The sequence below is a fragment of the Parasegetibacter sp. NRK P23 genome, assembly GCF_023721715.1.
Classification (GTDB): Bacteria; Bacteroidota; Bacteroidia; order Chitinophagales; family Chitinophagaceae; genus Parasegetibacter.
The window spans coordinates 3156518-3170271 of record NZ_JAMDLG010000001.1; the positions used below are offsets into that span (position 1 = coordinate 3156518).

5 protein-coding genes are annotated in these 13754 nt (G+C 47.6%); 1 reads left to right on the plus strand and 4 read right to left on the minus strand.

The window, feature by feature from the left end; all coding sequences use genetic code 11:
• Window positions 1-14: 14 nt before the first annotated feature.
• The 3 genes from M4J38_RS12795 to M4J38_RS12805 are packed head-to-tail and all read right to left on the minus strand — an operon-like array spanning window position 15 to window position 8144.
• Window positions 15-3053 carry a SusC/RagA family TonB-linked outer membrane protein gene (locus tag M4J38_RS12795; protein ID WP_251760000.1) on the minus strand — a complete coding sequence of 1013 codons (3039 nt, stop codon included), beginning with the start codon at window positions 3051-3053 and terminating at the stop codon, window positions 15-17.
• 42 nt (window positions 3054-3095) lie between these two features.
• Window positions 3096-4985, minus strand: coding sequence for a RagB/SusD family nutrient uptake outer membrane protein (locus tag M4J38_RS12800; protein ID WP_251760001.1), 1890 nt, complete (start codon window positions 4983-4985; stop codon window positions 3096-3098).
• Between the two features lie 9 nt (window positions 4986-4994).
• Window positions 4995-8144, minus strand: coding sequence for a SusC/RagA family TonB-linked outer membrane protein (locus M4J38_RS12805; RefSeq protein WP_251760002.1), 3150 nt, complete (start codon window positions 8142-8144; stop codon window positions 4995-4997).
• Window positions 8145-8811: 667 nt separating this feature from the next.
• Here M4J38_RS12805 and M4J38_RS12810 point away from each other — a divergent pair.
• Window positions 8812-12936, plus strand: a complete 4125-nt coding sequence (locus M4J38_RS12810) for a two-component regulator propeller domain-containing protein (RefSeq protein ID WP_251760003.1) — start codon at window positions 8812-8814, stop codon at window positions 12934-12936.
• A 72-nt stretch (window positions 12937-13008) separates the two neighbouring features.
• Here the strand turns inward: M4J38_RS12810 and M4J38_RS12815 are convergent, their stop codons facing one another.
• Window positions 13009-13740 carry a hypothetical protein gene (locus M4J38_RS12815; RefSeq protein WP_251760004.1) on the minus strand — a complete coding sequence of 244 codons (732 nt, stop codon included), beginning with the start codon at window positions 13738-13740 and terminating at the stop codon, window positions 13009-13011.
• Between the last annotated feature and the right edge of the window lie 14 nt (window positions 13741-13754).

Sequence of the window (13754 nt, forward strand, 5' to 3'; positions counted from 1 at the left end):
TACTACTTCCCGGGCTAGAACAACGCCTTTAAGCCCAGGTTATACAAACGTGTTTGCGGTGCGCTACCAACATTCATTTCCAACACTTCTCTTTCAGGAGAGATGGTAAGCAAATTGAAGCCGCTCACATATACGCCCAGTTCTCTCACAAAAGCCTTGCTTTTAAGGAGACCGGTCATATCATAGGAAATCTGCACCTTTCCAAGGTCGAAGCGATTGGTGTTGTAAAGCCAGAAATCTGAGGAACGGAAGTTATTGTCTCCCGCACCTGTGGTTAACCGTGGAAAAGTAGCAGTATGCTTTGTTCCTTCTGTCCAGCGGTTTCTTACCACCTCTGAATATTTATCTTCACCGTTCACCCAGAAGTAAGAACTGTTCTTCATGGCGTAAGCGCCAAAACGTCCAACCCCCAATGCAAAGAGTGAAAGATTTTTCCATTTGGCGGATATATGAACGCCCGTGGTGAGCGGTGCGCCAAACCAACCTCCGCGGCCAAGATATACTTCATCCCGGCTATCTATCAGGCCATCGCCATTCTGATCCTTGTACTTGATGTCTCCAGGCATTACCTGTCCCAAATGATTTGGGGATGCGGCTATATCTGCGTCATCCATAAAAAAACCTTCATTCTGTAGCCCCCATATTCCATCCAGGGGTCTTCCTGCTCTCCTGAGGTTTTCTTCTGCAGGTATTTCAGCACGTCTTGTGGCCTTGGTGGCATAATACATGCCATTCACGCCAACAGACCAGTCCACTTCTCCGGTACGCTTGCTGAAACTTGCGTTAAAATCGAAGCCGGTACGTTTATCATTGTTGTAGTTAACATAAGGCGTAAAAGATGAAACAGGCCATCCGGTAGTAAAATAAGAAGGATACAGCACCGCTGCCTGGATAACATTGCCCGACATGGTATTCACAAAGAAATTACCTCCTAGTTTCAAGGTATTGTTCAAAAAGGAACCTTCCAATCCTACACTCAACTCCTCTCTCTTGGGGAACGAAAGTATCGGGTTGGCCCCCCGGCGGGACTCGGTGGCCTGAATGCCGGTACCGTCTTTCCAGCCATACCATGAGCCGTTAACGGTGTAAATACCTTCGTACAAATAATAATCAGCAATATCAAGATCGGTATGCAGAATGCCTGCTGATGCCGTAAGTCTCAGGTCGTTTACAAAACCTGAACCTGACAGGAACTGCTCTTCACTGAGCCTCCATCCGAGGGACACTGTGGGAGAAAATGCTTTCCGCTGTCCTTCAGGCAACCTCGCGGAATGGATCAGCGCGCCGCTGAAATCGAAGTAATATTTCTGTGCATAATTATAACCCGCCTGGAAACCGAGGTTAGCATTGCTTATCCTGTGGTAAATAGCTGATTCAGATATCTGGAAACCATTTACCGCAGCAATAGCGGATACATTGTGCTTGCCGGAAAAAGTGTTTTTATAATTGAAATACGCGTTGGCCGCAATGGTTTGCCTGTACCAGGAATTGCTCACATTCTGAACGCCACTTTTCTGGTCTTCATTGAACTTCTGCAAGCTGCTGATCAGGTCGGTGCCGGAGTAAGTATTCCAATCAGCCCTGTATACCGCGTAACTATTATTGAAAGACAGGTTATATGAAGTATTATAGTCTATCGCGATCTGGGAATTAAAGGAAAGCCCTTTTAACACATTCCGGAGATCCGCATTCACACCTGTATTGAATTGAAACTGCCGGCTGGTATACTTATTATTTCCTCCCGCATAAATTGCGGCGAAGGGATTGGTCTGATCAAGCTGGGTTCCACCCAGCAGGTATTTCCCGTCAATAACATAGTTGCTGTTTCTTACGAAGAGCAAAGACGCTTCATCCGTTTCTTCGATAAATTCGATTGGGACTAGGGGCGCAAACCGGTGTGGCCTCAAGGTTGCCGCACTTCCCCAATAATCGGCGTTCACTCCTCTTCCGGTATAGAATATGGCTGTGGCGTCCACGTTAAAGCTCAGGTATTCGTTGAGGTTTACATCAATATTTCCGCGGAGATTCAGGCGATCGGACCTGTCGTTTTTAATGGCCTCTCCGAAGTTCAGCAAAGAACCAGAAGTATTGAAACCGATATTGGTATAGTACCTGGCTTTATCATTACCGCCGGAGATTTCCATTGTTGCGTCGTGCCTGGAGTACGCCTTTTTCAGGAATTCATCTGAATAATAATCAACATTAGGATACCTGTATGGATTTCTTCCCGAGGCATGGTTGTAAATTTCTTCTTCATCGTGCGGTATATCCGTGCCAGGCACCAACCTGCCATCGTTAATGAACGCTTCATTGTAAAGTGTCATCCATTCTGCAGACCCGAGATATTTGGGATAACGCTTTGGAGTATGCACGCCGGAGTTGACACGAAAATCCACCCTTCTGTCATTAGCCTTGCCCCTCTTGGTGGTAATCAGCACCGCACCTTTGGCGGCACGGCTACCATAAAGCGCCACGGCATTTACGCCTTTCAAAAAAGTGATGTGTTCAATTTCAGTCGGCATTACATTACCGGCTTCACGGGGAACTCCATCAATCAACAAAAGGTAACTGCCCATTGCCCATGTACTGTTGCCATTAAAGCCAGGGGCGAGGGCGTCCATCCCATCCAGGCTATACGTAAAATAGTTTTTCTTCAGCAGTTCCTCTACATTCACCACGGCAACATCTCCGAAAGCGTCTTTCCGGTTTATTTTCCGAAAAGCAACCGGAATCATTCCACCATCCTTATCTTCTTCCATCACCACCTGCGTCAAATCTGCGCTTGCGGCAAGGTATTTTGTTGTGTAGCCAGGAGCCTCAATTTTTAATGACGCATCCAGCGGTGCCTCCAGGGTAAATGTCCCTGTTTCATCCGTAACCACTTCAATATGTCCCTTTTCAGTGCTGGTAACCAGTGCGCCTTTGAGCGGCTTATTGTCCGCGCCGTAAACAATAGCTTTTATATTGACCTTCGGCGCATTCTGCGCTTTTGGGACCGCCGGGAGCAAGGCGATAAGCGCGCAGAACAATATTGTTAATTTAAAATATTTCATTATCAATTCTTTAATCATTACAGTATGATATAATAGCAACGGTTACCATCCCGGGTTTTGACGGAACTCGAGGTACATATTGGCATCGGCGTTTTTCAAGGGAAGCCAGTAGTGTTTTTCTGTGTATTTCCTTTCAAGAATGGTTACTTCGCGCAGGTTGAGTACTCTGTTGGCAGTAGGATCCGTTGTATTGATTGGTCCGGCCCGGTCAAACTCCACAGACTTTTTCAATGTATATGGACTCTTAATCAGCAACATCCAGCGACGGAGGTCGTTGAAACGGTGACCTTCGAAAGCAAGCTCAACAGCACGTTCGCGCCTTACTTCTTCGAGAAATACATCCAGGGAAGCTGTAAACTTCGCATGCACATGCGCTACTCCGGCCCTGTCGCGCAGCACATTGATGGCATCAATGGCGGTACGGGAATAAGAAGGCGTTTTCCCAGAAGGTGATCCATATCCCATCGCAGCCGCTTCAGCGTACATCAGGTAGATATCGGCAAGGCGCATGTATGGCAGGTGAATGTTCAGACTCTTATCGTAACTGTCGCCATTGTCAAATTTATTTGCGGTACGCGGAATAAACTTGTACAACAGATATCCTGTGCGGCTACCGGTAGAAATATTCCTGTAACTACCTCCTGTGTAAAGATTAGCGTACCTGTTTCCTTCTTCCTGAGCAGATGGAATACTACCCTGAACGCATTTCACGCCATCAAAAACAATGTCATTATAAAAGCGGGGGTCCCTTCCTTTCCAGGGATATTGCGGATCATACCCTGATTCCGGATCAGCCTGGGTAATGTTTTTAATGGGGAGACCATTCGCCATTCCATAATAATTCACATAGTTGGAAGTAGGCAGGAATTTAACGTCGCCATCAATCAGGATGGGCGAAGGCGCATATTGCCTTGCGGTACCGTAGGTAGACCCGTGAGCGCCGAAGTAAGGGCCTCTGAAAATAGCCTCTGTTCCTCCGGGCATCGCCCAGTTCTGACCAGTAGTGTAAAAGTTAGTCGAGTATTGCGCGAACGGCAGGAGGCTGTAGGTCGCTTCACCGGATTCGCAAAATTGCAACAGTTCAGCAAAAGCATCAGCGGCTTTCTTGCAATATTCTGCATTGTAGCTTTCGCTTCCGGTAGACTCCTTGTTCATGAGCGGACTTCCTGCCCATAGGTAATTTTTACCGAGGTATCCCAGCGCCATGATTTTATTAATGCGTAATTGGTTTTTACCAACCGTTCTTTTACCTACTACGGTATTATCCCAGTTAAGCGGCAACAGGTTTGCGGCTTCCCTGAAATCAGCGGCAGCCTTATCCGCACACTCATGGTATTTCAGGCGCGGAAGCGTTAGCTTTTCGTCTGCCGGTAACACATAATCAATATATGGCAGTCCACCGAAATATTGCATGAACATAAAATGAAACCACCCTCTGAAAAACAGCAATTGCCCTTTAATCAGATCACGTTCTTCCTGGGTACCTTCAGTGAGTTTATCAATATTCTCCAATCCCATATTCGCTTTCCTGATGCCGTACCAACCAAGCTTCCAGAGCGACTTTGCAAAACGGTCATCGTTGGTACTCGTATTGTTTCTGTCCATCCATCCGGCCTGCCATCCATCGAACTGAGATTGCCATCCCCAGAAATCACCATTATCGATTTTCACGATAAAGTGGAAATCCCTTGAAGTAGACTGTATCTCATCTTCTCCCCAGTTCCAGGAGTTGGTCCAGTAAGCGTTCGTAAAATCAGGAATACAGTGGTACAGTTCCTCTGTAAAACCCTGAAAAGCGATAAAATTTTTATAGGCGTCATCTTCCGAGATGATCGACTCTGGTGCCCTGTCAAGAAATTTTGTACAAGAGCCCAGGCCTATAGCCGCAGCCACTGTGCATGCGGTCAATAACAATTTTATATTCTTTTTCATAGTAAAATCTTAGAAAGTAATGTTTGCGCCCAAATTGTAGCGTTTCACTGTTGGATAAGCGCCTTGCGAAGCCCATCCTGTTCCGGCAAAGTTTGACTCTCTGTCGTCGGGCATTTTACTCCAGGTAATCAGGTTATTACCATTGAGGTAAATACGTAATCCTGAAAGTCCGAACCGTCTTACCTGACCAGTTGTGAATGAATAGGCCACTTCCGCATTCTTCAACCGCAGGTAAGCGCCATCGTGCATATACTGAGTGCCCCTGTAATACCCTGCTGGTGTGGAAAGCCAGCGCAGCATGGGCACATCAGCGTTAATATTGTTTTTTGACCAATAAGACCCTTCTTCATATACAAGGTGGCTTTGAGAGGTCATGCTATTAAACACAACCTGACGTGTGACATTGTTAACCCCGTAGAACTGGGCGAAAACAGTAAAGCCTTTCCAGTCAAATCCAAAAGTAGCATTATAAGTATTTTGCGGCCAGCCCGTATGACCATACGGGATTTCATCTTGCGCATCTACCACACCATCACCGTTATAATCTACAATATGATAGTTTCCGGGTAATTTCTGCAGGTCATTTGTATTGTGCATGGTACTGCCATAAAGTTCATCCCATGTATTGTAGTATCCCTGGCTTACATAAGATCTTGTCTGGCCTATCTGGTAGCCTTCATTCTTCTGATAGGCTTTCAACAAAGCGGGATCATCTGATTCCATCACACGGTTTTGACTATGGGTCATATTCAGATCGGCCCACACCCGCGCATTGCGATTAAGGTTTTTGCTGATGCTGAGTTCCAATTCATATCCTTTTGAATCCACCTTTCCAAGGTTGGCCACCGCAGGCGTTGCCCCGTAATAAGAAGGCACCGTCCTTCTTGGGTTCACGTTAGGGCTACCACTTAACAGGATATTGGAACGTTTGTCGTAGAAGAAATCAGCCTTACCCTTAATAAGTCCCCTGAACAGTTCATATTCAACACCCAGGTTATACTTTTGTGACTCTTCCCATTGCAGGTTTGGGTTACCCACACTCATTTCCCTGTACCAGTTGTAAGGGCTTTGTTCCGCACCTTCTCCATTCATACCCAGCCTCGATCTTCCACCAAAAGCCCATTCTGTAAGGTACAAAAACCTCGTACCCCCAACATTGTCAAAGCCGGTTTGGCCATACGAAGCCCTGAGTTTCAGCATGTCTACGAATTTCACTGAATTCATAAACTTCTCTCTTGACATCATCCAATTAAGCCCTCCGGAAGAAAAGAATGAAAAGCGGTTTTCCGGGCTAAACTTTTCAGAACCGTTGTAAGCGCCGCTGTATTCAATGGTATATTTATTTTCATAGCTGTAACTGCTCCTGAACACCCAATCTTCCCTGTAGGAAGGAATTTCACTTCCATTCGCTCTTACGTTCCTGTTCAACAGCCCCATTATAGATACACTGTGTTTATCCGCAAATGTTTTGGCGTAATTCAGTTGTAACTGGTAGAACAGCCGGCGCTCGTTGCCGGAAACGTTGCCACCCGAAGGCGTCCATTTGATTCCTTCCTGGAAATCGAAATTGGTGACACCGTCAAAAGCAAGTTTGTAGGTAGCGATACCCGTAACGGGATCTATCCATTTCCTTTGTGCATCATTGTACAGATCGTTGATCCCCCTGTTGCTTTCCACAAAGTTGTTGTCCATAGAAAGTGTACCGGAAAACTTCAGCCCTTTTACCAGCATATCGAGATTCTGTTCCAGTACGAAATCTGTAGTAATACGGGTAGCTGTCTGAAACTGTACACCGCCCAATGCGAGACTTCTTGCAGAGTTTTCAGCCCGCCCCTCATTGGGAGCATAATAGCCCCAGGTGCCATCTTCATAAACCGGCACAAAAACATCAGGAGCAGTAGTGTAAGCATCGATCCAGGAACCGTAACTCCCACTTTGGAATCCCCATGGGGTCTTTCTTACTCCATAAGAACCGGAAAGGTTGGTTTTCAGCAGGGTGGATGGGGTTAACTGGAAATCAAGGTTACTGCGTACATTCAACCTTTTGAAACCAAAACCCGGATTGTAACCTCTTTTGTTTTCATATATTTTAAAGAGATCGCCCTCACTAAGGAAGTCGATACTGTTAAAATACTTCACCGCTTTCGTTCCCCCACTGATGTTGATATTCGCGTTGTTTGAAGTTGCGTAGTCTTTAAAAAGCGCCTCTACCCAATCCACATTGGGGTATCTTTCAGCTTCCTGCTGGTTGGCGGGATTACGGTATTTGTCAAGTGTGCTCTGTGGAAGATAATTATTCCAGCTTTCCGGCTTGAGCGCAAGTTCATATTCAATGGCCTCGTTCCTCATCCGCAGCGCATCGTAAGCATCGTATTTTCCGGGCAATTTGGAAGGAACCTTTACAATGGTATTAACCGTACCTCTGATTGACGCCCTGCCAAGCTTACCTCTTTTTGTAGTGATGAGGATAACGCCATTCGCGCCACGCGATCCAAAAACGGCAGTAGCTGATGCGTCTTTTAAGACCGTAACGGTTTCTACCGAGCCGATATCAACACTGTTCATGGACCTTTCAACACCGTCTACCAATACCAGCGGGCTGGCATCATTCCATGTGCTTCGGCCACGAATCAGCAACTGAGGATCCTCTTCACCCGGCAAACCAGTACTTTGTGCCGTGATAAGGCCTGGTACGTTTCCGGTAAGCGCAGCACCAATATTGGAAACACCTCCTGCACGCTCCAGAATTTTACCTGATGTCTGGCTCACTGCCGATACCACCAACTCTTTCTTCTGCTTACCATACCCAACCACAATCACCTCATCCATCTCCGAAGTGCTGTCCTTCATCGTAATCACCACATAATCCTGGGTGCCAATGTTTACATCCTGGGTGGCCTTTCCCACATGGCTCACCTGTAAAATCCGCCTGTTGGCGGGTACATTCAGGGAAAATTTTCCCTCCGAATCCGTTTTTGTACTGGCGGTTGCCTGTAATACCCGCACCGAAGCGCCGTTCACCGGCACCTGCAAGGCATCAAGCACCACGCCGCGCACCACCCGCGCATCCTGCGCCTGCACGGGCGAGCAGACAACCATCGCCAACAGCGCTGCCGCAGCCGTAAGCAACCGCTTCCGCATGTTTAAACTTAAAATCATTTTGAGCTTTTTTGGTTTGTGAATGATGTAGGGATACAAAGAGCACACAGCTCCTCAGAATAGAACATATTAACAAAAGCTAAATACTTTGAACAGAAAACCAAAATGTCCGCCTTCCAGAGGAACCGCAGACTATTTTACTCCGTTCTGATAAATGTAAAATTGACGTTAATTGAAAAGTGGCAACAGCTGCCAGGGCATAAGCATCGTTTTGGTTTCATTGCAATCGTTTTTAAAGTTTTGGCAATTACGATTTTCGGAGAAATTGAACCGGCCTCGTTAACAAGCAGATTCAATCCAAAAGTAGATGCCTATTCCAAAGGCGTATAGTAAGATTCTCTAAATTTAGGGTAATATTGTCTAGCGATTCTGATACATAAATTATTATACACTTTATAAATATTTGAATATCAATACTAGAAAAAAAATGTAACCGATTTCTTTTTATTTGACATTTAGGAAAAGGGAAAAAAAATATTGAAATTTGAATGCGCTGAACTGCTGTACCACCCGAATGTATAGCCGGATTTGACCAAAGTATAAGCAGTTAAAAAAACGTGGAAAGAATATTGCAACCGTTTCCAATAATGCCGGTTTTCAGGACGGAAAACTATTATTGCATTCCCAAATAGTGACGCCTTGCCCACTAACACCCAGGCTTAACCATATGAAGATATATAGCTATGTAACTACCATTCTCCTCTCCTTTTCCGTATGCCTGGTGCTTACGGCCCAACCCGCTGAACCGAGTTTCAGAAAGTACTCTTCCCGACAGGGGCTATCCTCCGCCACGGTTTATGATATTCTGAAAGACAGTTTCGGCTTTATATGGCTGGCCACGGAAGATGGACTCAACCGGTTTGACGGCACCAACTTCAAAGCCTACCGCCACGACCCCGCGCGCCCCAACAGCCTGAAGGCCAACCACATCACCTCCCTTTTTGAAAGCAGGAACGGACGCATCTGGATCGGCACAAACGGCGGCGGCCTCAGTATTTATGAAAGAACACAGGACTCCATTTCCAACTACAGCTCCGGCGGCCCCGGGCAACCCGGTGTGGGCATCACGGCTATTCATGGTGATAAAGACGGTCACGTTTGGGTATGCAGCTACGGCGGTTTGTATATAATAGACCCTGAAACGGGAAAACAGCTTACCGGAGGAAAGTACAAACCCTTGCTTTCCGAACTCAGCGGGAAAGTAAGCCTGTGTTTTCTGGAAGACAGCCGCAGCAATATCTGGGTGGGCACCCACGAAGGCTTATACTGGTACGATCCCCAACGGCAGCAATTGAAACATTTTGTCCACAAAAACGGGGACACCTCCGGCCTGCCGCACAATATTGTCAATAAGATAGTAGAGGAAAAGAACGGCACCATCTGGGTAGGAACCGATAACGGCCTGGCCAGATTTCTTACGGAGCAATCCGCTTTCCGGAATTATTCCGCCCGGTCTTCTCCCTTTAAATTAAGTTCGGGGATCATATTTACATTGGAAGCGGACAATAAAGGAAGGCTATGGATCGGTACGGAAATGGGCTTGAATATTCTGGAAACCGCTACCGGGCAACTCACCGTTTGCCTGCCTGAAAAACGAAACCCCAGGAGCATCAGCGGCAGATCAATCCGTTCCATATTAGTTGATAACCAGGGCATCTACTGGGTCGGCACCTTTGGAGGGGGGCTGAACAAATACGATGAGAACTTCAACTATTTCGGACTGAAGGAATACAGTCCGTTTGACCCGTTCGGCCTGCGATCACCCGTAGTCACCTCCTTCGCCGGTCACAACAACGATGTATTTGTGGGAACCGACGGCGGCGGATTGCACCTTTACCACCGGAACACGGGCTTACTCGACCCGATTAATCTTCCCTTCACGAACAATTCCGACAATACCAAAAGCGGGCTCACCATCCTCGCCCTTGAAATGGCCGGGAACAACAAGTTATGGGTGGGCACCTATACAGATGGTATATACCGTTACGATCCCGCTAACGGAACGCATCAGCATTACAGCAAAGGCGAAGGCCCCGGAAACCTTACCAGCGACAATATATTCTGCCTGCTGGAAGACCGCCGGGGAAATATCTGGGTAGGCACCAACGGCGGCGGCATCAATATCATTCCCCCCAGTGGGCCAATTACCCGCTTTCTGCACGATCCCGAAAAGGAAAACGACCCCGCCAGGCCCGCCAGCAGGTTTATCCGCGCTTTTGAGGAAGACAAAGCGGGGCGCATCTGGATCGGCACCTATGGCGCCGGCATCTCCGTGGTGGATCCGGCAGGCGGCAACCCGCGGTACTATACCAAGGCCAACAGCAGGCTTCCGGGTGATTACATCCTGTCTATCCTGGAAGATTCACAGGGAAACGTATGGGCCGGAACAGGCGGCAACGGTGTGGGGCTGCTTAAAAAAGGCGCCGGTACCTTCGAAACATTGTCTGAGAAAGATGGTCTCGCTAATGGGATGGTGTATAAAATAATAGAGGACCAGAGCGGAAAAATATGGATCAGCACTAACAACGGGCTCAGTTGCTATGATCCCGCCACCGGGCGTTTCAAGAACTATTCGGTGAACGAAGGGCTGCAGGCGGGCGCCTTTACGCGTGGCGCGGGCATTATGATGCCCGATGGCGCGCTTTTTTTCGGGGGACAGAACGGCTTCAACTATTTCAACCCCGCCAACCTGAAAACCAACCGCAACGTTCCCGAAGTAGTACTCACCGATCTGAAAGTGGACAACCGATCCGTTTCTCCCTCTCCCAAAGGACCGATTGAAAAGTCGATACTCCTGGCCGATGAAATAAGCCTCAAATACCAACAAGGTTTTTCCATCGCCTTTGAAGCGCTCGACTTTACGGTTCCCGAAGCCAACCAATATGAGTACAAACTGGAAGGGCTCGACAGAGACTGGATAAAAGTGGGCAAGGAACACAGTGTTTACTTCGCGAATATTCCCCCGGGCAACTATACTTTCCGTGTACGCGCCAGCAACAACGACGGCGTTTGGAACGAAACCGGGCGTGCCATCAGGATTCATGTGGACCCTCCTCTGTGGCGATCCATCTATGCTTACGTGCTCTACCTGCTACTCGCGCTCGGGATTATGCTGTATTTAAGACGCCTCGGCATCAGGAAAATACGCACCCGCTTCGAGCTGGAGCAGGAAAGGCAAAAGGCGAAAGAACTGATTGAAAGGGAAAGAAAAGAAGCGGAGTACCTCCACAAGCTCGATCAGATCAAGATCAAGTTCCTCACCAACCTCAGTCATGAATTCAGGACCCCGATCTCGCTCATTACCGGGCCGGTGGAAACGCTCATTGGTCATGTAAAGGAAGAACCCCACGCGGGCCAGCTCGGTCTGATCCGGCGCAACGCAAGGCGGCTGCTGAACCTGGTGAACCAACTGCTCGATTTCAGAAAAATGGAAGAAAGGGAACTGAAACTGCAGCGCAGTGAAGGGAATATCATCGCTTTCATGAAAGATGTTTGTGATTCCTTCCAGGACCTGGCGCGCAGGAAAAAGATCGAACTCCGGTTTGAAAGCGAAGTGCCCGAAGCCCACACCTTATTCGACCACGATAAAATCGAACGCATTCTCTTCAACATCCTCTCCAACGCGTTCAAGTTCACCCCTGAAAACGGGCGCATCAATATTCGCGTGGAAGCCGTTCCCGTACCCGAAACCAACAGTGACGTTCACCTGAAAGTTTCCGTATCCGATACCGGTATCGGCATTCCCGAAGAGGCACGGGAACGCATATTCGAAAGTTTCTTCCAGCACGAGACCACACCGGACATACTGAACCACGGCACCGGTATCGGACTGGCCATCACCAAGGAATTCGTACAACTGCACGGCGGAAGGATTACCGTGGAAAGCAAAGTGGGCCGGGGAAGTACTTTTTCCTTCGATCTTTCGCTGGAAAAAGCCGGTGGCGAAACCCAACCTGTGGTATTGCCTGAATCTCTTATTGCGGAAAACGTTCAAGGCAGTGTACCAGCAGCAACAGCTTCCGTTGACCATAGTCTGCCCTGCATCCTCATTGTGGAAGACGACGAAGATTTCCGTTTTTATATCAGGGAAAACCTCCGTTCGTTGTACCGCATTGTGGAAGCCGCTGATGGAAAAGCGGGCTGGGAACAGGCGTTGTTGCACCACCCGGACATTGTGGTGAGCGATGTGCAGATGCCGGTCATGAACGGACTGGAACTCGCGCAGAAACTGAAATCAGATAAAAAAACCAAGAACATTCCCGTGATCCTGCTCACAGCCGCCAATACACCGGATAATGTATTGTACGGACTGGAATCGGGCGCGATCGATTATATGACCAAACCTTTCGACTTCGCGGTATTGCAGGCGAAACTGCACAACATCCTGCTGCTGAACCAGTCGTTTAAAGATACTTATTCGAAAAAAGTAACAGTGGGGCTTCCAAAATCTGAAGTGCTTTCAGAGAGAGAAGAATTCCTTCAGAAAGCCCTCAACTTTATTTACGAAAATCTCGATAACCAGCAATTGTCCGTGGAAGTATTGAGTACGCACCTCTTTATCAGCAGGGCTTCCTTATACAATAAACTCATGGAATATGTGGGGGTTACACCGGTTGAATTTATCCGCTCGGTAAAACTGGAGAAAGCGAAAGAGTTGCTGGAAAGGACAGACAAAACCATTACCGAGGTAGCTTATGAAACGGGCTTTACGAACGCGAACTATTTCACAAAGGTTTTCCGAGCCGCCTATCATATGACACCTTCTGAATTCAGAGCGGAAAAGAAAAAGTAATATTTGTATAAAACATAATTCCCCATTCGAAGTTTTCTTCAAATGGGGAATTATGTTTTGAGAAAGCAACTGCTAATTTTCGTCCTTTAACCGGATGTATTGTTCCCATTCCACCAAATCGGTGGTGTTGGAATGAAGTATTTCTTTTTTCACCTCATATATATTCCGAACCCAGGCCAGTGGCAGCATTTCTTTTCCCGGGAAGGTGTTCAGCCGTGCTTCAATGATGCTGTCTTTCGTTTCCGGATGCACCATGGCGGCGAGCCTCGCCCATGCTTTTACATAGGCGGGAAAAGTAGCGGGATGAATAGCATATTCCCGGTCCAGCGCGGCAAGCGCCGAAGTCGGGTCAAGCATTTCGCTGCTTTTCAACACGGGATCAGACGGGCGTTTCAACAGGTCGCAGCGGGTGAACGCATCCAGCGCCCAGCTTCCGGGAACCGCTTTTTTATCGGCTCCATATATTGGCCAGGAGTGGAATTCTTCTTTCCCTGTATTTCCCGGTTCTTCCAGGTGAATGAAGAGGCGCAACGTGTTGGCGGGTATTAAAATTTTCCCGTAGCAGCCACTGTCGGTACGGAGTAGTTGCGATTCCTGCCGCTTCCAGCCCGTAGTATCTCCCAGTAAAACACGTGCCTTCAGGAAGGGTTTTGTTTCTTTGTTAAGTCCCTTCGGATGGTAGAAGATCGTGGAGCTGTCGCCCTGGGGCGCCTGGTATACCGTGAATACAAGCTTGAACACATGTTGCGCGTGTAACGTTGTTTGTATAGCCAGTAAAAGAAATATTCCAATAATTCTTTGCATATACTATTTTGTCA

Coding starts and splice junctions, on each gene's coding strand:
- M4J38_RS12800 (WP_251760001.1), bottom strand. CDS start 4,985: ATGAAAAAGAATATAAAATTGTTATTGACCGCATGCACAGTGGCTGCG.
- M4J38_RS12795 (WP_251760000.1), bottom strand. CDS start 3,053: ATGAAATATTTTAAATTAACAATATTGTTCTGCGCGCTTATCGCCTTG.
- M4J38_RS12805 (WP_251760002.1), bottom strand. CDS start 8,144: ATGATTTTAAGTTTAAACATGCGGAAGCGGTTGCTTACGGCTGCGGCA.
- M4J38_RS12810 (WP_251760003.1), top strand. CDS start 8,812: ATGAAGATATATAGCTATGTAACTACCATTCTCCTCTCCTTTTCCGTA.
- M4J38_RS12815 (WP_251760004.1), bottom strand. CDS start 13,740: ATGCAAAGAATTATTGGAATATTTCTTTTACTGGCTATACAAACAACG.